The sequence below is a fragment of the Pseudaminobacter soli (ex Li et al. 2025) genome (assembly GCF_003012705.1).
In the GTDB taxonomy this organism is placed as follows: domain Bacteria; phylum Pseudomonadota; class Alphaproteobacteria; order Rhizobiales; family Rhizobiaceae; genus Pseudaminobacter; species Pseudaminobacter soli.
Genome location: NZ_PXYL01000001.1, coordinates 273,119 through 292,521, shown reverse-complemented (window position 1 = coordinate 292,521; position 19,403 = coordinate 273,119). Strand labels below are relative to the sequence as shown.

Annotated in this window: 19 protein-coding genes, 1 tRNA gene and 1 riboswitch; of the genes, 5 read left to right on the top strand and 15 right to left on the bottom strand. The window is 63.3% G+C overall.

The features are described from left to right. Positions 1-13 precede the first annotated feature (13 nt). Genes cobO through C7I85_RS01370 form a run of 4 tightly spaced genes read right to left on the bottom strand, consistent with a single transcriptional unit; the run spans position 14 to position 2,094 of the window. Positions 14-631, bottom strand: coding sequence for a cob(I)yrinic acid a,c-diamide adenosyltransferase (gene cobO / locus C7I85_RS01385; RefSeq protein WP_106722161.1), 618 nt, complete (start codon positions 629-631; stop codon positions 14-16). 1 nt (position 632) lies between these two features. Beyond that, the gene (gene cobU, locus C7I85_RS01380) at positions 633-1,148 is read right to left on the bottom strand and encodes a bifunctional adenosylcobinamide kinase/adenosylcobinamide-phosphate guanylyltransferase (protein ID WP_106722160.1); all 516 of its coding nucleotides are present in this window, start codon (positions 1,146-1,148) and stop codon (positions 633-635) included. Further along, a complete protein-coding gene (locus C7I85_RS01375; RefSeq protein WP_106722159.1) occupies positions 1,141-1,899 on the bottom strand; it encodes a CbtA family protein in 759 nt (252 codons plus the stop codon). Before C7I85_RS01375 ends, cobU begins: the two co-directional genes overlap by 8 nt. Before the next feature lie 15 nt (positions 1,900-1,914). Further along, positions 1,915-2,094 (bottom strand): CbtB domain-containing protein, encoded by a 180-nt coding sequence (locus tag C7I85_RS01370; protein ID WP_106722158.1) that lies wholly within the window; start codon positions 2,092-2,094, stop codon positions 1,915-1,917. Between the two features lie 37 nt (positions 2,095-2,131). Continuing rightward, positions 2,132-2,323: riboswitch (cobalamin riboswitch) on the bottom strand. Between the two features lie 164 nt (positions 2,324-2,487). Here C7I85_RS01370 and C7I85_RS01365 point away from each other — a divergent pair. Beyond that, on the top strand, positions 2,488-3,690 hold the full coding sequence (locus C7I85_RS01365) for an aromatic ring-hydroxylating oxygenase subunit alpha (RefSeq protein WP_106722157.1): 1,203 nt from the start codon (positions 2,488-2,490) through the stop codon (positions 3,688-3,690). Here C7I85_RS01365 and C7I85_RS01360 read toward each other — a convergent pair. After that, a complete protein-coding gene (locus C7I85_RS01360) occupies positions 3,659-4,858 on the bottom strand; it encodes an MFS transporter (protein WP_106722156.1) in 1,200 nt (399 codons plus the stop codon). The two genes, C7I85_RS01365 and C7I85_RS01360, sit on opposite strands and share 32 nt — an antisense overlap. Before the next feature lie 116 nt (positions 4,859-4,974). After that, positions 4,975-5,805 carry an aldo/keto reductase gene (locus C7I85_RS01355; protein WP_106722155.1) on the bottom strand — a complete coding sequence of 277 codons (831 nt, stop codon included), beginning with the start codon at positions 5,803-5,805 and terminating at the stop codon, positions 4,975-4,977. Between the two features lie 79 nt (positions 5,806-5,884). Here C7I85_RS01355 and C7I85_RS01350 point away from each other — a divergent pair, with 79 nt between their 5' ends. Together C7I85_RS01350 and C7I85_RS01345 are read left to right on the top strand one after the other, a co-directional pair. Then, positions 5,885-6,883 (top strand): heparan-alpha-glucosaminide N-acetyltransferase, encoded by a 999-nt coding sequence (locus tag C7I85_RS01350; RefSeq protein ID WP_106722571.1) that lies wholly within the window; start codon positions 5,885-5,887, stop codon positions 6,881-6,883. Continuing rightward, complete coding sequence (locus tag C7I85_RS01345; RefSeq protein ID WP_106722154.1) at positions 6,880-7,356, top strand: methyltransferase family protein; 477 nt, start codon at positions 6,880-6,882, stop codon at positions 7,354-7,356. The genes C7I85_RS01350 and C7I85_RS01345 overlap by 4 nt, the downstream gene beginning before the upstream one ends. 44 nt (positions 7,357-7,400) lie before the next feature. Here the strand turns inward: C7I85_RS01345 and C7I85_RS01340 are convergent, their stop codons facing one another. Beyond that, positions 7,401-7,787, bottom strand: a complete 387-nt coding sequence (locus tag C7I85_RS01340) for a MerR family transcriptional regulator (protein ID WP_106722153.1) — start codon at positions 7,785-7,787, stop codon at positions 7,401-7,403. Positions 7,788-8,145: 358 nt separating this feature from the next. Between C7I85_RS01340 and C7I85_RS01335 the strand changes: the two genes are divergently transcribed. Further along, complete coding sequence (locus tag C7I85_RS01335) at positions 8,146-9,786, top strand: GMC oxidoreductase (protein ID WP_106722152.1); 1,641 nt, start codon at positions 8,146-8,148, stop codon at positions 9,784-9,786. A 169-nt stretch (positions 9,787-9,955) separates the two neighbouring features. On the opposite strand, the gene C7I85_RS01330 is transcribed toward C7I85_RS01335, so the two are convergent. Further along, positions 9,956-10,040 (bottom strand) — tRNA-Leu (locus C7I85_RS01330). 211 nt (positions 10,041-10,251) lie between these two features. Here C7I85_RS01330 and lipB point away from each other — a divergent pair. Next, the gene (gene lipB, locus C7I85_RS01325) at positions 10,252-10,992 is read left to right on the top strand and encodes a lipoyl(octanoyl) transferase LipB (RefSeq protein ID WP_106722151.1); all 741 of its coding nucleotides are present in this window, start codon (positions 10,252-10,254) and stop codon (positions 10,990-10,992) included. 971 nt (positions 10,993-11,963) lie between these two features. Here the strand turns inward: lipB and C7I85_RS01315 are convergent. The 7 genes from C7I85_RS01315 to C7I85_RS01285 form a co-directional block, all read right to left on the bottom strand. Further along, the gene (locus tag C7I85_RS01315) at positions 11,964-12,647 is read right to left on the bottom strand and encodes an ABC transporter ATP-binding protein (RefSeq protein WP_106722149.1); all 684 of its coding nucleotides are present in this window, start codon (positions 12,645-12,647) and stop codon (positions 11,964-11,966) included. Further along, complete coding sequence (locus tag C7I85_RS01310; RefSeq protein WP_106722148.1) at positions 12,647-13,933, bottom strand: lipoprotein-releasing ABC transporter permease subunit; 1,287 nt, start codon at positions 13,931-13,933, stop codon at positions 12,647-12,649. The genes C7I85_RS01315 and C7I85_RS01310 overlap by 1 nt, the downstream gene beginning before the upstream one ends. Further along, positions 13,933-15,258 (bottom strand): proline--tRNA ligase, encoded by a 1,326-nt coding sequence (gene proS / locus C7I85_RS01305; RefSeq protein ID WP_106722147.1) that lies wholly within the window; start codon positions 15,256-15,258, stop codon positions 13,933-13,935. The genes C7I85_RS01310 and proS overlap by 1 nt, the downstream gene beginning before the upstream one ends. Positions 15,259-16,005: 747 nt before the next feature. Then, positions 16,006-16,278, bottom strand: coding sequence for a DUF1467 family protein (locus tag C7I85_RS01300; RefSeq protein WP_106722146.1), 273 nt, complete (start codon positions 16,276-16,278; stop codon positions 16,006-16,008). A gap of 4 nt (positions 16,279-16,282) precedes the next feature. Then, a complete protein-coding gene (mce, locus tag C7I85_RS01295; RefSeq protein ID WP_106722145.1) occupies positions 16,283-16,687 on the bottom strand; it encodes a methylmalonyl-CoA epimerase in 405 nt (134 codons plus the stop codon). 14 nt (positions 16,688-16,701) lie between these two features. Next, complete coding sequence (locus C7I85_RS01290; RefSeq protein ID WP_106722144.1) at positions 16,702-18,372, bottom strand: ribonuclease J; 1,671 nt, start codon at positions 18,370-18,372, stop codon at positions 16,702-16,704. Between the two features lie 205 nt (positions 18,373-18,577). Continuing rightward, on the bottom strand, positions 18,578-19,402 hold the full coding sequence (locus tag C7I85_RS01285) for a biotin--[acetyl-CoA-carboxylase] ligase (RefSeq protein ID WP_106722143.1): 825 nt from the start codon (positions 19,400-19,402) through the stop codon (positions 18,578-18,580). Position 19,403: the final 1 nt, after the last annotated feature.

The following is a 19,403-nucleotide window of genomic DNA, read 5'->3' as shown; positions in this document are numbered from 1 at the left end:
TGACCGGCAGGTCTCAGAATTCGATTCCCTGCTGCGCCTTCACCCCTGCCGAAAAATGGTGTTTTACCGAGCCCATCTCGGTGACGAGGTCGGCCGCCTCGATCAGCGCCGGCTTGGCGTTGCGGCCGGTGACGACCACGTGCAGCCCCTCGCGCCGGTTCGTCAGCGTCGAAACGACCGCGTTGAGGTCTAGATATTCGTAGCGCAGTGCGATGTTGAGTTCATCGAGCACGACGAGATCGATGGTCGGATCGTTGATGAGCTCCACCGCCTTGGCCCATGCGGCTTCGGCGGCGGCGATGTCGCGCTTGATGTCCTGCGTTTCCCAGGTAAACCCCTCGCCCATCGTGTGCCAGACCACCCGGTCGCCGAAGGCGGAGAAAGCGTCCTTCTCGCCGGTGTGCCACGCGCCCTTGACGAACTGCACGACGCCCACGCGCCGACCATAGCCGATCATGCGCAGCGCAAGGCCGAAGGCGGCGGTGGTCTTGCCCTTGCCCGGGCCGGTGTTGACGATCAGCAGCCCCTTCTGCTCGATGGTCTTGCCGGCCACCTCGGCATCCTGCACCGCCTTGCGCTTGGCCATCTTGGCCTTATGGCGTTCGGCTTCGCTGTCGTCGATTTCCTTCATGTCATTTCACCTGCATGGGCAGGCCCGCGACCATGAACAGCACACGGTCGGCGCGAGCCGCGATCTTCTGGTTGAGCCGGCCGGCGGCATCGCGAAATCTTCTGCCTAGCGCATTGTCGGGCACGATGCCCAAGCCCACCTCATTGGCCACGACGAACCACGGCCCGCGCGGCTTGCCCAGCGTCTCGGCGAGGCGCTCGCTTTCGCGCTCGAGGTCGTGTTCGGCCAGAAGATGATTGGAGAGCCACAGCGTCAGGCAATCGACGAGCAGCGGGCGGCCATCGGGCACGCTCTCTATGGCGCCAACGAGATCGAGCGGCGCGTCGAGCGTTTCCCAGCCCTCGGCGCGGCGGGCGCGATGCAGCGCGATGCGCTCCACCATTTCGTCGTCATAGGCCTGGGCGGTGGCGATATAGGTCCATGGCGCCGGAAAGCCGGTCGCCAGCTGCTCGGCATGCGCGCTCTTGCCGGAGCGCGCGCCGCCGAGCAGCAGCGTCAGTGTATTGGCCTCACGCAAAGCTGTCGCGCAGGCTTTTCGCCGTTCCGGTGAAGCGGCCGCGCACGATGCCGACCAGCGCACCGAGCACCACCCAGAAGATCAGGTTGGTGACGGTGACCGCGACCACGAACTGGTGGTGCAGGTTTTCCGGGATCGGCGTTTCGTGGCTTTCAGGCTGCGGTGCGCCGATGACGTGCGGAACGACGATCAGCGCCAGGCCGAGCAGCGAGAAGGCCAGCGAGCTGCGGAAGGCGATCAGGCCGAGGCCGGCAGCCGTGGCAACGGCCGTGCCGATCCACCACACCTGGCGGCCTGCAAGGTCGGCCGCGGGCATGGCCGGCAGTTCCGGCGGCAGGCCAAGGCCCGGCGCCAACGTGAACACGGCAAAGCCGGCAAGGCCCCAGAAAACGCCCTGGCGCCAGTTGGCGACGCCACCGGCGAACTCGGACACGGCAACCAGAACCAGCGCGAAGCCGATACCGGTGACGATATTGGCAAGCACGGTGAAGCCGGTGCGCTCGGCACCGTTTGCCGGCTCCCAGGCTTCTTCCTCGGCAGGTGCCGCGGCCTCTGCCGTCGCCGGCGCACTCATCTCCATACCCGGCATGTTGTGCGCCGAGCCGTGATCGTGACCGCCGCCTGCCTCTTCGTAGACTTCAGCCTGCAGAATGAGCGGGACGGTCGCAAAGCTTTGCATCGCAGCTAGGATCAGCCCGGACAAAAGCCCGGCGATCGCCGCGATGAACACGACGTTGCGAAAAACAGACATGGGAGAAATCCCGTGTTAGTGGCAGGGGAATGCCAGCGAGTGACGAACGTCATGGGCGGCGTTGTGCACCACGTCCATGTGCGAGAAGCCGACGAAGCCGACCACGAACAGGCCGAGCAGCGCCGAGAGGGCGAGCTGCGTAGCGCGCGAGGCCGAGCTAGCGGAAGCGCCGAGCGTCGAAGAAACCGTGTTCATTCCCAAAGTCCTTTCGCCCTCCACCCGAGGGCCTCTAGAGTTGCCTTTGTCGCCGGCAGGTCTCCTGGCTTGCGGGTCTGCGCCCTACCCCGCCTTCCCGAGGTGACCCTCAGTGGCATCTGGGGAGAACTCTCCGCATACAGTTGCGGGGGCAGCCGCGGCTCAGGACAAAAAATCCCTACCGCATTCCCTCTTAGTCCCGTCTGGAACCGACGACAGCGGCAACTATACGGAGAATCGGTGTGCCCGGCAAACCAAATTCCCGCCCTTTTTGGGGCAACTCAGGTCGCAAACGCGCAAGCCGCGGGTTGCCGCCTGCAGGCTCAGGGTCGACGGCGATTGACAATCGGCGCCTGGCAGTGTCCGTTTCTGCCCGTCGATCCGGAGAACGCCATGCAAGCTGAAACCGAAGCAATCGATCCATATAACGGCCTGCGAACCACTCAGACGACGCTGCCGTCGCGCGCCTACTGGGACGAAGCGGACTATCGCCGCGATCTCGAATCCATCTGGTACCGCAACTGGCTGATGGTGTGCCGCGAAGCCGACATCGCCCAGCCGCACGCCTTTCGCGTCTTCACCGTGGGCACGCAGCAAATCCTCGTGCTTCGCGACGAATCAGGCACGCTGCGCGCCTTCCACAACACCTGCCGCCATCGCGGGTCGCAGTTGTGCCGCGAGAGCGAAGGGCGGCTGAAGGCGCGGCTGCTGACCTGCCCCTACCACGCCTGGTCCTATTCGTTGAGCGGCGAGTTGGTGCGCGTCCCTTCCAAGACATTGCCGGCCGGTTTCGACAAGGCCGACTACCCGCTCTATCCGGTGGCGCTGTCGCTGTGGCGCGGCTTCGTCTTCGTCAATCTGGATGAAGCAGCCAGCGGTTCAGCAGCCGACAGTTTCGATCCCGGCTCGGGCGACCTCGCCAACTGGCCGCTTGAGGAACTCGCCACCGGCCATGTGCTGCGCAAGGTGATGAACTGCAACTGGAAGATTTTTTGGGAGAATTTCAACGAGTGCCTGCACTGCCCCGGCGTGCACAAGAACCTTTCCAATCTTGTACCAATCTATGGACGCGGGCTGATGGCGCGACATGACGATCCCGAATGGGCGCTCCATGCCGACAACGACGCGCCCGAATATGCCGGGGGCTTGCGTACCGGAGCCGAGACCTGGTCGGAGGACGGCCGCGTTCATGGCCCAATGTTCGAAACGCTGAGCGAGGCCGAACGCGCCGCGGGCCAGACCTACGCAACACACCTGCCCTCGATGTTCATCGTCGGCCATGTCGATTATGTCCGCACCGTCCGGCTCCTGCCTCTGGGACCGGAGCAGACCGAACTCACCGCCGAATGGCTGTTTCCCGCCAAGGCGCTGACCTCGGAGAGCGCCGATCTCGAAAACATCATCTCCTTCGGCACACGCGTGCTGGAGGAAGATGCCGCCGTCTGCGAACTGAACCAGAAGGGTCTGCATTCACGGCGCCATTCGACAGGCGTGCTGATGCCGGAAGAATACGATCTGTACCGCTTTCACGAATGGGTGCGCGGCCAGCACGCCGCCCACGGCGTCACATCGACTTCGGCAGAAAACGCCAGGTGAGCAGACCGCAGGTGACGGTGAGAACGCCGAGCGTGCAGAATACGGCGCCTAGCCCGAAGAAGCTGAGCACGACCGAGTAGACGAGCGGCGGCAGGAGTTCCGACAGGTCGAGATAGGTTCGATACACCGCCGTCATCTGCGGGCGCTCGTAGGTGCGCACCGCCCGCATGAAGGCGGTCGACCCCAGCGCATCGAGCGCGACCGTGAACAAGGCGCCAAGCAGCAGGCAGCCGCCCGTCGCCAGCGGCCATTTCTCGCCAGTGAAGCCGGCGGCGAGCAGCGCCGCTGTCATGCAGAAAAAGGCGAGCGTGATGATGTTGCGCGCGCCGAAGCGGCGCCCCGCCTTGCCCCAGAAGATCGCCGCGAAAAGCAGCGCATTGCCGGCCGAGACGAGCAGGCCGCCCGCCATTTCGCCCTGCCCCGTGACCACCATCAGGATCGGGCCGTAGACGAAGAACGTCGTCCAGAAACAGGAACGGCCGAAAGCGATCGCCCAGGCCAGCCGCAGGCGCGGCTGCGAGACGAAACGGCCGATGTTCTTGAGCGGGTTTGCGGGCCGCGTCTTGCCGGGCCGGATCAGTTCGTTGTCGCCAAGGCGGTAATGCCAGAATGCGGCAAGCTGGGCCGCCGCGAACACGACCACCAACCCCTGGGCGGCCACAATGCCATAGCGCGTGTAGAGGTAGACGCCCAGCGTCGGGCCACCGGTCCAGGCGATCATCGACCAGGCCATGCGCAGCGATTCAGCCTGCATGATCTCGGTCTTGCGGATGTTGTCCATGATGTAGAGGTTGAGCGTGATGGCGAGCGCGCTTGCGCCCATCACGCGCGACAGCATGCCGAGCAACTGCCCGGGCAGCGAATGCGTCATGAACAGCAGGGAGCCGATGGCCAGGAGCGAGGCCCCGGCGGTGTAGATCCAGCGGCGCGAAAACCGCCCGATCAGCATCGGCATGAACAGCGTCGCCGAAAGGCCGATCAGCGCCACCAGCGTGTAAAGCAGCGAGACGGTCTGCTTGTTCTGGAGAAGCTCATAGGCCTGGATCGGGACCACCGAGGTGATGGTCGCTCGCGCGAAGGACTCAAGCGCGTAGAGGGTGGCGAAGGTGCGCGCACCCGCCGGTTTCACGGCGGGTAGCCAGATGGGATGCCTTACCTGCGTGACCATTCCTGCCCCGGATCATTCTCCGGTAAGGTTTGCAGGTGTCGGTTTCCGGCCGATAGCAGGAAACCGACCTTTAGCCGTCGTAAAATGCTGTGGGACTATAGCCCCCTGTCCGTGGCCTAAGCCGCATCCCATTCGGGTGCGAAGTCGCCGTCGCAGATGCGCCTGTTCTGCCCGGTCAGGGCCGAAATGGCCGCCATTTCCTCGTCCGACAGCGCAAAGTCGAAAATGTCGATGTTCTCGGCCAGTCTGGAAGACTTTGTGGTGCGCGGGATGGCCACCACACCCTCTTGCTGGACATGCCAGCGCAGCACGACCTGCCCCGGCGTCTTGCCGTGGCGGGCCGCTGCGTCCTGGACGGCCCGCTCCGCGAACAGGCCTCCGTCACGGAACAGCGGGCAATAGGAGACGAGCGCAACACCATTGGCGCGGCACAGGCGCAGCACCTTCGACTGGTCGAGATAGGGATGATACTCGACCTGATTGGCGACCAGCGGCGCTTCGGAGACTTCGACTGCCCTGGAAAGCAGGCCCGTGGGGAAGTTGGCCACGCCGATGTGCCGCGCAAGACCGCTGCGCTTCACTTCGTTCAGCGCTTTGATCGATGCTTCCAGCGGAATGTTCGGGTTGGGCCAATGGATCAGCAGGAGATCGACATGATCGAGGCCGAGATCCTTCAGGCTGGCCTCGGCCGAGCGCTGGAGATCGCCCTGCGCAATGTCGGTCCACCAGACCTTCGTCGTCACGAAAACGTCGTCGCGAGCAATGCCGGATGCACGCAGGCCAGCACCGACAGCAGCTTCATTGTGATACATGCGCGCCGTATCGAGATGGCGATAGCCGATCGCAAGCGCGTCCGACACCAGCTGCGAGCACTCCTCGCCCTTCAAGGTCCACGTGCCCAGACCAAGCGCCGGTATCGAGGCGCCATTGGCATTCACATTGTGCATCAAGATCTCCGCGTCATTCTTCGGCCTTGCCATCCATGCTAACGATGTCACCATGACCACATCGCCAGCAAAGACAGCCATGTACGCCGAAACACTGACGAATCAAGTCTCGCCGGCAAAGGGCAAGCGCATCGAGGTTCTCGATCTGGCGCGCGGCTTGGCGCTTGTCGCCATGGCCATCTACCACTTCACCTGGGACCTGGAGTTCTTCGGCTATGTCGAGCCGGGCATGACGGCGGTGGGCGGCTGGAAACTGTTTGCGCGCTGCATTGCCTCGAGCTTCCTGTTTCTGGTCGGCATCAGCCTCGTCTTGGCGCACGGCAAGGGCATACGCTGGAGATCGTTCTGGCGCCGGTTCGGCATGATCGCAGCCGCGGCGCTCGCGATTACGGTCGTGACCTGGATCGCGATGCCGGAAGGGTTCATTTTCTTCGGCATATTGCATCAGATCGCATTGGCCAGCCTGCTCGGCCTCGCTTTCCTGCGGTTGCCGCCGCTGGTTACACTGCTGATTGCGGCTCTCGTGATCGCCGCACCGAACTTCCTGCGCAGCGAGTTCTTCGACTATCCCGCTCTCTGGTGGGTGGGGCTGTCGTCAACCAACCCGCATTCGAACGACTACGTGCCGCTTTTCCCCTGGTTCGGCGCGGTGCTTGCGGGCATTGCCGCGGGCAAGTTCGCGTCGTCCAGCGGATTGTTCGACAGGCTGGCGGAAATCCGGCTCGGCAAGTGGTCGATGCCGTTCGACTTCGCAGGCAGGCACAGCCTCGCCTTCTACCTCATCCACCAGCCGGTGCTGATCTCATGTGTCTGGCTGTTTTCGCAGGTCATGCCGCCACAGCTGCCGCCGCAGGAAGTGCGCTTCCGCAACTCCTGCGAGCGGACATGCGAGCAGACGCGCGATGCCGAATTCTGCAGCCGCTACTGTGCCTGCATGCTGGACGCACTGGAAAAGGATGACCTCGCTCAGCTTTTTTCCGGCACTCCGTCACCGGAATTGCGCGCTAGAATAGACGAGAACGCCGGCTTGTGTACGGATAAGACCGACGGCGAGCTGCTTCAGGGAGGAATGCAATGAACGACACCGGCACGAGGCCCAACACGGTTCCCTGGCCGCCGCTGGTCTATCTTGTGGCGGTCATCCTCAGCGTCGTCCTCGAGGTCTTCCTGCCCGTGCCGTGGATCCATGGGCTGCTGGGAGACATCCTCTTTGCCGCCGGCTGGCTCGTCATTCTGGGCGCGATTGCGATGTATGTCTCGGCAATCCACGTCATGCGGCGGGCGCAGACGACGATCATGCCGACGCAAGCCGCGGACCATCTGGTGATGGACGGTGCCTTCGCCATTACCCGCAACCCGATCTATCTTGCCATGGCGCTGCTGATGATCGGCATCGGCCTGGTCAGCGGCATCGTCTGGTTCCTGCTATTTGCGGTGCTCGCCGCCTTCGTCACGCAAAAGCTGGCAGTCGAGCGCGAGGAAAAACACCTCGAGGCGCGGTTCGGCAAGCGCTACCGCGACTACGCCAAGCGGGTGCGCCGCTGGATCTGATCGCCGGTAGATGACCAGCGCCGACGGAAGCAGGCACTAATGTCCTAGGTGGTCACGCCCAGCTCGGCCAGCCGCTCCACGCAGGATTCCTCGGCCTGGTCGAGTTCGGCGAGCGTTTCCTCGAGGTCGCGCCGCCTCTGGCGCAAATCCTCGCGCTTTTCCTCAATTCGCTTGATCATGAGACTGAGCTGCCCGACCTCGCCCGGCGGCTCCCTGTACATCTGTATGATCTCGCGGATCTCGTTGATGGAAAAGCCAAGCCGCCTGCCCCGGATGATCTGCCGGATGAGATGCCTGTCGGACGGACGAAACAGCCGGGTGCGGCCGCGCCGGACGGGCTGGATGAGCCCCTCGTCCTCGTAGAACCGTAGAGTGCGCGTCGAGATATCGAACTCGCGGGTCAGCTCGGTGATCGAATAATATTCCCGCATAGCACTTCCACCCCATTATTTTTTCGCTGACGCGACTTAAACAAAAACTGTCGCACGGCATTTACGTAAAAGTCAATCGAGAAGAAAAAATCCAGCCGAAGCAGTGGCTAGGCATCCAGCACCGGCTAATCAAAGCAAAGGCTGCAGAAAGCCTGTCAGGACCTCGCTCCTGGAAGCCCCAGAACCAACCTAAGCCGGATTGATTAGTCCCGCCCGTAGGCAGTGGCGATGCATCGCACCAAAGGACGACCGCATTCGCACAAATGCCTTTCTCAACCGCATTGAAGTCTCCTGATAACGGAAGAGCGGAGAGGTCAGCCTTGGGGAAGGCTGAGGGACGTAGACACGGAGGGGACACATGCAAGTTCGCGACATGCGTATGGTCGCGCCCGGGACGACTCTCGAGGCGGACCTGGCCATTGTAGGTACCGGTCCTGCCGGCTTGTCGATCGCAAGAGAATTCTTCGGCAGCCGCGTCCGCGTCATCCTCCTGGAGTGCGGCGGCCTGGCCGAGAACGGAGAGGTAGCTCCTAGTGAAAGGTTTGAAAGTATCGGCGCGCCGCGGGTGAGCGAGCCGAGGCTGGTCCGCAACCGCGTGTTCGGCGGCAGCTCGCATAGCTGGAGCGGAAAATGCCGAACCTTCGACGAGATAGACTTCGAGCATCGAGCCTGGGTGCGTTACTCCGGGTGGCCGATAGGTCGGGCGGACGTGTTGTCTTATGCCGACCGGGCGGCCGAGCTGATGGTGCTTGGCCCCAATGTCTATGACGACGCGATGCGGGACATTCTCGGAAGGGCCCGACCGAATCGCGAGGTATCCCGCGATCTGCTGGTTCCCTGCTTCTGGCAGTTCGCGCGCGACCCCGAACAGCCAATGGAGTTCCTGCGCTTCGGGCCCCGCTTCCTGAGTCAGACAACCGAAAACGTCCAAGCCTACATCCATGCGCCGGTCACACATCTGCGAACCGACGAAAGCGGCCGCCGACTGACCTCCCTGGAGGTCACGCCGACCCCTGGCCGCACTGTCCGCATCGTCCCAAAGATCGCGGTACTTGCCGCCGGCGGGTTGGAAAATGCCAGGCTTCTGCTTGCCTCCAGACGTACCCACACAAGCGGCGTAGGAAACCACAACGACTTGGTGGGGCGCTTCCTGATGGACCACCCACGCATCAGCCTCGGCCACTATGACGCCAAGTCGGCGCGGGCTGTGCAGGTCCGGCTGGGCCTCTTCCAACTGCGGCAGCGCAACAGGACCCACGTCTATTCGCACGGCCTGGCACTGAGCCCCGCCCTGCAACGGCAGAAGCAGTTGCTGAATTGCGCAGCCTATCTGTCCGAGCACAGGTCCGAGGACGATCCCTGGGACGCGCTCAAGCGTCTCTACATGCGCCGTTCGCCCCATTATCTGAGCGACATGCGCCGTGCTGTCGCCGATCCGGCGAACCTTGTGGAGGGGCTCTATCAACGCATCGCGAAGGGACGCAGCGTCCGGCACAAGGTCGACAGGCTGGTCTTCGATTGCCTGGTGGAACAGCAACCCGATCCCGAAAGCCGCGTGACCCTCTCCGAGCGCAGGGATGAGCTGGGGCAGCCTATTGCGCGCGTGAACTGGAAAATTTCCGAGTTGGAAAAGCGCTCGGTCGCCGAACTGGCGAAGATCCTTGCACAGGAGTTCGACCGAATAGGCCTCGGCGCCCCGGTTCCTCCTCCCTGGCTCGCGGAAGGCGGCTTGCCTGATTCGTTTACTGACGTTGCCCACCCTATGGGGACTACCAGGATGTCCGACGACCCGGCGCACGGCGTGGTGGACCGCAATTGCCGTCTTCACGAGGTGGGAAATCTCTATGTGGCGGGAAGCTCGGTTTTCCCGACGGCCTCGCACGCCAATCCGACATTGATGATCGTCGCGATGGCCCTGCGCCTGGCGGACTGGCTCAAGCACACGCATTTTGGCTCGGCCACAGCTGAGACGTGGAAAGCGAATACTGTTCCTGCCTGATGAGGCTCTGTCCTGCGGGACTTGAGCTGCCGCATCTTGCGGCCGGCCAGCTCGCGCTGGTTGTCGGCGAGATCCGTTACTCTCGCGGCCAGAAAAGGCTCTCGGCGCCTTTGTCGGTATGTTCGGAGAAAAGAATAAAGCCCAGTAGTTCTGGGCTCTTAGTTGTGACTGGTGCGGTCGAGAAGACTCGAACTTCCACGGGTTGCCCCACAGCGACCTCAACGCTGCGCGTCTACCAATTCCGCCACGACCGCACGTCACAGAAGGGCCGGTCTCGACCGGCAGGGGGGCATGTAGCAAATCGTTTTGGGGGACACAAGTACGCCGTGACGAATATTCGAATTCTTTGTGACGACGCAGGGGAATCCTCGGCTTGGAGCCCGGAAAAACGAGCTGCCGCGGAGGAGAAACTGGACCTTTTGCGTGGCCGCAGCCATATGAAGGAGAGTTTTTCGGGGCCAGGCCATGAATCAGCGCAGCCAGATCGACACATATTTTTTGCCGGCGGCCGACTCGCCGCCCGTCGAATGGCGAATCGAGCCTGGTTTGACGCCATATGAGGACGCCCTCGCCTTCATGGAATCGCGCGCTGCAGCGATTCGCGAAGGCAGCGCGGGCGAGCTGGTGTGGCTGGTCGAGCACCCGCCGCTCTACACCGCTGGCACCAGCGCGCAGCCGGGCGACCTTGTCGACCCCGACCGCTTCCCGGTCTTCGCTGCCGGTCGCGGCGGCGAATACACCTATCACGGCCCGGGCCAGCGGGTGGCCTATGTCATGCTCGACCTGAAGCGGCGGCGCGAGGACGTGCGCGCCTTCGTGGCCGCGCTCGAAGCCTGGATCATCATGACGCTCGACCGCTTCAACATTCGCGGCGAGCGGCGCGAGGATCGCGTCGGCGTCTGGGTGGTGCGGCCGGATCGGCCGCCTATGCCCGACGGCTCTCCCGCCGAGGACAAGATCGCGGCCATCGGCATCCGCCTGCGCCGCTGGGTGAGCTTTCACGGCATCGCCATCAACGTCGAGCCCAACCTCGAACATTTCAGCGGCATCGTACCGTGCGGCATAGCTGAGCATGGCGTGACCAGCCTGGTCGATCTCGGCTTGCCGGTCACCATGACCGATCTCGATGTGGCGCTGAAGGCGGCCTTCGAGGCGGTGTTCGGCCCGGCCGCAATCGCGGCCGAAGCACATCGCAAGGCAGGCTGAGGCCCGCCCAGGCAATGGGAAACAGGCTCACATCGCGCCGATCCACATCGCCATCGTGACGAGAAATGCGCTCATGCAAATCAGCGAGACGACATCCTGGATCAGATCGGTCATGCTTCCCTCCTGTATCTGAATTGTTTTCATTTTGTTCTATTTTTGTTCCATCGTCAAGCGCCTGATCACTGGCGCTCAAGCCGTGGCGCCGTGAGTCGGCAATGGGGTTAACTGAAGGTTAAGGCTTCGGCCGCCTTGCGCATTGCGAGCTTCTCCCTGGTGGATAACTCGACCTCGAATCGTCGAAAGCTCGTCAGGCTGAGGGGAGCCAAAAGAATGCGGACGCGAAGGGGCGTTACCGCGCCTCGAAAACGAAGCCGGATCATGGGAACGTGGACGCATGGCATCGCGCCTCTAAGGGTATTGGTTGACGCTAGCCATGCGTCCACCCGGCGCTCTTGCCTGGGTTTGTTCGCCTCCGCATTCGCGCGGCCAGCCACACCCTGGGCCCGGACTTGGGGATTCATCATCCAGCAGCGCTACCGTCACGCCACCAGCCCGGACGCCGTCGCCCTCCACGCTCATCCGGTTCATGACCCGTGTTCCCGCGAGGGCGATGCCGAGGATTATGCGGGAGGCGGGAAAGTGGGGGATGAACGGGGCCGCGATTTTATTCCGGGGGCCGTAATTGCAAGCGGTTGGCTTCGAAGAGCTCCGAATTTCTCCGAAATTCATCCGCCTGTTTGCACGTTACCTATCCGCGCATCGGATCGGGGGCGGCAGTGCGCGGAGTTCTACCTCCCCCTTGAGGTGAGGTCGCATCCAAGCAAAGCGAAGGATGCGGGTGGGGTCATTGCGGCAGCGCGCGGCGTGGACCGTGCCCTTGGCCGCCGGCCCTTCGCTATGGCTCCGGGCGTTCGTCGTTCGAAAAGCCAAATCGTTGGCTTTTCGCGGCCTTCGGCCACCACGCCTCACTCTCAGAGAGGCACCACCTTGCCGTCCGCGAGCGTGACGCGCCGGTCCATGCGGCCGGCAAGCTCGTGGTTATGGGTGGCGATCAGCGCCGCAAGCCCGGACTGACGCACCAGCGCAAAGAGCGCGTCGAAGACGTAGGAGGCGGTGACGGGATCGAGATTGCCGGTCGGCTCGTCGGCCAGAAGCACCAGCGGCGCATTGGCCACCGCGCGCGCAATCGCCACGCGCTGCTGCTCGCCGCCCGAAAGCTCAGAGGGGCGATGCTGACCGCGCTTGCCTATCTGCATGTATTCCAGCAACTGTCCTGCCCGCGCCCGCGCCTCGGCCGGCGCCAACCCCTTCACCAGTTGCGGCAGCATGACGTTCTCGATGGCCGAGAACTCCGGCAGCAAGTGATGGAACTGGTAGACGAAGCCGATGTCGTTGCGGCGGATGGACGTGCGCGCGTCGTCGGACAGGCGTCCGCAGGCGCGGCCCGCCAGGATGACATCGCCGGCATCCGGCTTTTCGAGCAGGCCGGCGGTGTGCAGCAGCGTCGACTTGCCGGCGCCCGAGGGGGCGACGAGCGCCACCATCTCGCCGCGCCGCAGCGAAAACTCGGCGCCGTTGAGGATGGTGAGCTTGCGCGGGCCCTGGACGTAGTGCCGCTCGACGCCCTTCAGTTCGATGATCTTTTCGTTAGCCATTATTCGTACCGCAATGCTTCGACCGGATCGAGCTTGGCGGCCCGCCAGGCAGGAAACAGCGTGGCCAGGAACGAGAGGGTGAGCGCCATGATGACGACGCTGAGAGTCTCGTTGAAATCCATCCTGGCCGGCAGTTTGCTCAGGAAATAGAGCTCGGGATTGAACAGCACCGTGCCCGAAATCCAGGAGAAGAACTGGCGGATCGACTCCACGTTCAGGCACACGACGATGCCGAGGACGACGCCGGCTATGGTGCCGGTGACGCCGATGGCAGCCCCCGTCATCACGAATATGCGCATGACCGCGCCGCGCGTGGCGCCCATGGTGCGCAGGATGGCGATGTCCCTGCCCTTGTCCTTCACCAGCATGACCAGGCCCGAAATGATGTTGAGCGCGGCCACCAGCACGATCAGCGTCAGTATCATGAACATGACGTTGCGCTCGACCTGCAGAGCCGAGAAGAAGGTCTGGTTGCGCTGGCGCCAGTCGGAAATGAAGACAGGCCGCTGCGCCGCCGCTTCCACCGTTGGCTTCAGCGAATCGACCGCATCTGGATTATCGACGAAGACCTCGATCGTCTGCGCGCGGCCTTCCATGTTGAAGAACAGTTGCGCCTCGGAAAGCGGCATGTAGATGATTGAGGCATCGTATTCGGACATGCCCACTTCGAAGATCGCCGCGATCTTGTAGCCCTTCATGCGGGGCGTCGTGCCCATCGGCGTGACGTCGCCCTCCGGCGAGATGAGGGTAATGGTATCGCCGAGCGACAGGCCGAGATTGTCGGCCATGCGCGTGCCGATCGCCACGGCGTCGTGACTGTCGTCGAAGCCGACGAGCGAGCCCTGCTTGATGTTGTTGGCGACCAGCGAGACCTTGGCGAGGTCCTGGCCGCGAATGCCGCGCACCAGCGCGCCGTTGCCGGCGCCCACCTCGCCCTGCGCCAGCACCTGGCCGTCGATGAGGGGGATGGCGTATTTAACGCCGGCCACGCCGTTAATGCGGCCGGCGACAGCGTCATAGTCCTCCAGCGGCGTGTCGACGGGCTGGACGATCAGGTGCCCGTTGATGCCGAGGATGCGGCTGAGCAGCTCGGCGCGGAAGCCGTTCATCACCGCCATGACGATGATGAGGGTGGCCACGCCCAGCATGATGCCGATGAAGGACATGGAGGCGATCACCGAAATGACCGTTTCCTTGCGCCGCGAACGCAGGTAGCGCCATGCCACCATGCGCTCGAAGGCGGAAAAGGGTCCGGCGCCAGCCGGCTTGGCCGCCGCCTTAGCCATCAGTCCCTACCGAAGCGAGCAATGGCGGCAGCGATCGACAGGGTCTCCCTCTCGCCGGTGCGGCGGTTCTTGATCTCGACCTCGCCAGCGGCCACGCCGCGCGGGCCGACGATGACCTGCCACGGCAGACCGATCAGGTCGGCGGTAGCGAACTTGCTGCCCGAGCGCTGGTCGGTGTCGTCGTAGAGCACGTCCTTACCGGCGGCAGTGAAGGCGTCATACAGCTCTTCCGACACGCGGTCGCAATCGGCGTCGCCGGTCTTCATGTTGATGATGCCGACCTGGAACGGCGCCACGGCCTCCGGCCAGATGATGCCGTTCTCGTCGTGGCTGGCCTCGATGATGGCCGCGATCAGGCGCGACGGGCCGATGCCGTAGGAGCCCATCGACACGTAGTGGTCCTTGCCGTCGGGGCCGGCAACCTTGGCTTCCATCGGCTTCGAATACTTTTCGCCGAAGTGGAAGATGTGGCCGACCTCGATGCCGCGCGCCGAGAGTTGGTCGCCGGCGGGAACTGCGTTCCAGGCGGCCTCGTCGTGCATCTCGTCGGTGGCCGCGTAGGGCGTCGTCCATTCCTTGACGATGCCGGCGATCTGTTCGTCGTTGGAGAAATCGGTGTTCTCGCCCGGCACCGGCAGGCTGAGGAATTCGCGTGCGCAATAGACCTGGCTTTCGCCGGTCTCGGCCAGGATGATGAATTCGTGGCTGAGGTCGCCGCCGATCGGGCCGGTGTCGGCGCGCATCGGGATGGCCTGCAGGCCCATGCGCGTAAACGTGCGCAGGTAGGAGACGAACATGCGGTTGTAGGCCGCCCGGGCGCCTTCATAGTCGATGTCGAAGGAATAGGCGTCCTTCATCAGGAACTCGCGGCTGCGCATGACGCCGAAGCGCGGGCGGCGCTCGTCGCGGAACTTCCACTGGATGTGGTAGAGGTTCAGCGGCAGGTCCTTGTAGGTCTTGACGTAGGACCGGAAGATCTCCGTGACCATTTCCTCGTTGGTCGGGCCGAACAGCATGTCGCGCTTGTTGCGATCCTTGATGCGCAGCATCTCGTCGCCATAGTCGTCATAGCGGCCGCTCTCGCGCCACAGGTCGGCCGACTGGATGGTCGGCATCAGTATCTCCAGCGCGCCGGCGCGGTCCTGCTCCTCGCGAATGATCCGGCAAACCTTGTCCAGAACGCGCTTGCCCAGTGGCAGCCAGGAGAAGCTGCCTGCGGCCTGCTGGCGGATCATGCCAGCGCGCAGCATCAGACGGTGCGAGACGATTTCGGCCTCGCGCGGATTCTCTTTCAGGATGGGCAGGAAGTAGCGCGACAGACGCATGAGGAATTCCGTCAAAGAAGAAAGAGGAATCGGAACCGGAATCGGCACCGACGCAGTGTTGTGTTGCCTGCCCGCGCTTCATAGCCATTTCAAGGCAGCTTGGAAACCCGAAGCCGCCTTAGAACAGATACTTGGCGCCCAACCGCGACAGATTGCGCGTCTTGGGCCTTCCCCACCCTGCCTACGCCATGTGCAAGGGCTGCAAACGCATTGTGCAGTGCAGCACATCTAATGGGCCGCTGACGCAAAAATGTTCGTGACAATTCAGCGCAGCTTGGTCTAGTGTGCTCACATAATCGAGAGGACAGAGAAAAAATCTGTTCTCCTACGCGGTCAAAGTCTTGGGAGGATGCGATCTAGGCGCGATTATCCGCAGCCGCCGGAAACGGAAAGCAGATCGGACGCGTTTAATTGCAAGGCCTCGTGCCTTGCATTTTTTTTGCGCACCAAACACTTTGCAGTTTTATGACAGGACCCCGTCGATCCTATCGATGCGCCGCGCTGTCGTGACTTGATACTTCACCAAATCACTAGACTAAATTACCTATTCAGCCGGCATTTGCAATATAGCTTTTTGGAAAGAAACGGCTCCTCCACGGCTATGCGCACGCGAGGGGGTAGCGAAGCTTGCTTCGGCTGATTGAACATTCGGCCAAATGCGCGAAATGGGCGTCGCCGGCCGCGGAGGCGTGTCTCCGCCGGCGACTTGCATTTCCAAGCAGGCCCTGAGGGACCCCGAGAACCGGCTTACTGGTAGTCCGGCACGAATTTCGGGAAATCGTCAAAACCCAGCCCGAGCACGCGGGTGAGATAGTAGAACGCCCCGTAGATGATGCAGGCCAGGATCGTGGTGATGATGATCGCCCGCAGCATGTGAGGCCCGCGCGGCGCGCTCGCTTCGGTGCCGAGCGTGACGTTCTTGTCGTCGTCCTGCGTCTTCAGGCCGAAAGGCAGCGCGATGAACAGAACGGTCCACCAGATGACGAAATAGACGGCGACAGTCGGGATCCAGCCAGTCATGAGCCTACACCTGTTCCAGTTCGACCAGCGTGCCGAGGAAGTCTTTTGGGTGCAGGAACAGCACCGGCTTGCCATGCGCGCCGATCTTGGGGGTTCCATCGCCCAGCACGCGCGCGCCTGCCGCCTTCAGCCGATCGCGCGCAGCGATGATGTCTTCCACCTCGTAGCAGAGGTGATGCATGCCGCCAGCCGGGTTCTTTTCCAGAAAGGCGGCAATCGGAGAGCCCTCTCCTAGCGGCTCGAGCAGCTCGATCTTGGTGTTGCCGGTGTCGATGAACACCACAGTCACCCCATGTTCGGGCAGCGCCTGCGGCTCGGTCAGCTTGGCGCCCAGCGTGTCGCGATAGACGGCGCTCGCAGCGGCGAGATCCGGCACGGCGATGGCGACATGGTTGAGACGGCCAAGCATTCAACGCTCCACGGTCAGCGCGTGACGAACACCGTCACGATCGGCTTCTTGCCCCAGGCCTCGTTGGCGGCGGCACGAACGGCACGCCGCACGGCTTCCTGGACAAGATCAAGATCTTTTCGGCGCGCACGGGGTATGCTGTCGACCGCGCCGATTGCCGCATCCAGCATCAGGTCTTCCAGTTCTTCGCCGCTCTGGTCCACTCGCGCGACGCCGATGGCTACGATATCCGGGTCGCCGGAGAGCTCAAAGCGATCGTCCAGCACCACATTGACCGCGACATGGCCGACGAAGGAGAGCTTGCGGCGATCGCGAATGCCCATCACCTCGTCGTCGCCGGTCAGCTTGCCGTCCTTGTAGATGCGGCCGAACGGCACCTGATCGATGATCTCGGCCGCACCCGGCGCGAGCTTCAGCATATCGCCGTCGCGGATCTGCGCGACTTCCGGCACGCCGCAGCCCGCGGCCAGCGAGCCATGCGCGACCAGATGCGCCGCTTCGCCATGCACCGGCACGGCGATGCGCGGCTTCACCCATTCATACATGCGGCGCAGCTCGCTGCGGCGCGGGTGACCGGAAACGTGCACAAGCGCGTCGCCGTCCTCGATGATCTTCATGCCCTGGTCGACCAGAAGGTTCTTGATCTCCAGAATTGCCTTTTCGTTGCCGGGAATGGTGCGCGAGGAGAAGACGACGGTATCGCCCGGCGACAGCGCCACAGTCTTCATTTCGTCACGTGCCAGCTTGGCAAGTGCGGCGCGCGGCTCGCCCTGGCTGCCGGTGCAGATGATGACGAGATTTTCACGCGGGATATAGCCGTAATCGTCCTCGGAGATGAACTCCGGCAGGCCGTCCAAGTAGCCGAGCTCAGTGGAGACATCGATGACCCGTTTCAGCGAACGGCCGAGCACCAGAACCTGGCGGCCGGCATCGCGCGCGGCTTCCGCGATGGAGCGGATGCGACCCACATTGGAGGAGAAGGTGGTGACGGCAACACGGCCAGGCGCCTTTTCGATGACGCCGCGCAGCCCCTCCCCGACTTCCTTTTCGGACGGGGATTCGCCTTCGCGAAGAGCATTGGTGGAATCGCAGACCAGTGCCAGCACGCCCTGCTCGCCCAGTTCGCGGAACCGCGCTTCGTTGGTCTTGGGGCCGATGGCGGGTGCGGGATCGATCTTCCAGTCGCCGGTATGGATCACCGTGCCGAGCGGCGAGGTGATGGCCAGCGACACCGGCTCGGGAATGGAGTGCGTGACGGCCAAGGCTTCGATGGTGAAGGGGCCGACGGTAAAAGTCTCGCCCGCGCGATAGATCGTCACCGGCACCTTTGCCGCAGCACTCTCGGCCTGGCGCTTGGCCTCCAGAAGACCGGCGGAGAACGGCGTCATCCAAACCGGCGCCTTCAAGCGCGGCCACAGGTCGAGCAGCGCGCCGTAGTGGTCCTCGTGAGCATGGGTGATGACGATGCCGCGCAGATTGTGCAGTTCGCTCTCGATGAAGCGCGTGTCGGGCAGCACGAGATCGACGCCCGGCAGGGTCGGGTCGGGGAACGTGACGCCGACATCGATGATGATCCATTCGCGGTTGTCGACAGGCCCATAGCCATAAAGCGCGAAATTCATGCCGATCTCGCCCACGCCGCCAAGCGGCACGAATACGAGTTCAGCTTCCCTGGATTTCGCCATGTTTTATCCTTTTCAATCCTCTCGCCGGGTGTCCCGAATTGCCGCATCGGACACCTGTACGGACATGTGGTCCGTTCGGCGCTGGTCTAGGGCGAGATGACCTCTCTTTGAAGCACTCTCACTCTAAGCTTGTTTCTTGAAGCATGATCTTGTCCGAAAAGTCTGCAACCATTCGCTGCGCGGACCTTCGGTTCGGGATCATGCTCTAGGTAGCACTAGCCGAGGCAACGGCCCCGAAATGCACGTCACCGGCCGCGATCTTATGCACTGCGCCGGTATCATCACGAATGACGAAACGGCAGTCCTCGTCGATGGTTTCGAACACGCCGCGCACGACATTACCTTCGACGCGAACAGCGACCTGACCGCCGAGGCCGGCCGCATGCGCCAGCCAGCGCTGGCGAATGAGTTCGAGCCCCCGCCCCTCGTTCCAGAGGCGCATGTTTTCGCTCCAGGCGTCGGACAGCGCGAGGAACAGCGTCTCGGCGGCGCAATCCGCCCCCAGCGCCTTGAGCGAGGTCGCCGGATAGGGAACGTCCTCGGGATGAGCGACGACATTGACGCCGATGCCGATGGCGAGCGCGAAGCGATCCGCATCCAGCATCGTGGATTCGAGCAGGATGCCTGCCATCTTGGCGCCCTTGGCGAGCACGTCGTTCGGCCATTTCAGTTCGAAGCGATTGCCGCGGCGATCGCCTGCCCCATCGGCGGCGATGGCGACGCGCCCGGGCACGACCGCTTCCAGCGCATCGGAAAGCGCAAGCCCGGCAACGAAGCCGAGCGTGGCAGCGGTCTTGAGGTCACGATCAACGATCAGCAGGAGCGTCGCGGCAAGATTGCCTTCGGGCGTCGCCCACGCACGGCCACGGCGGCCGCGCCCGCTTTCCTGCTTCTTGGAGACGACCCAGAGCTTGCCCAGGTCGCCTGCCCGCGCCCTTTCGAGCGCTATGGCGTTGGTCGATCCGACACTGTCATGTGCCTCGAGCCGGAAGCCCTCGGCCGCCGCTGTCGGAGCGAGCTGAAATCCCATC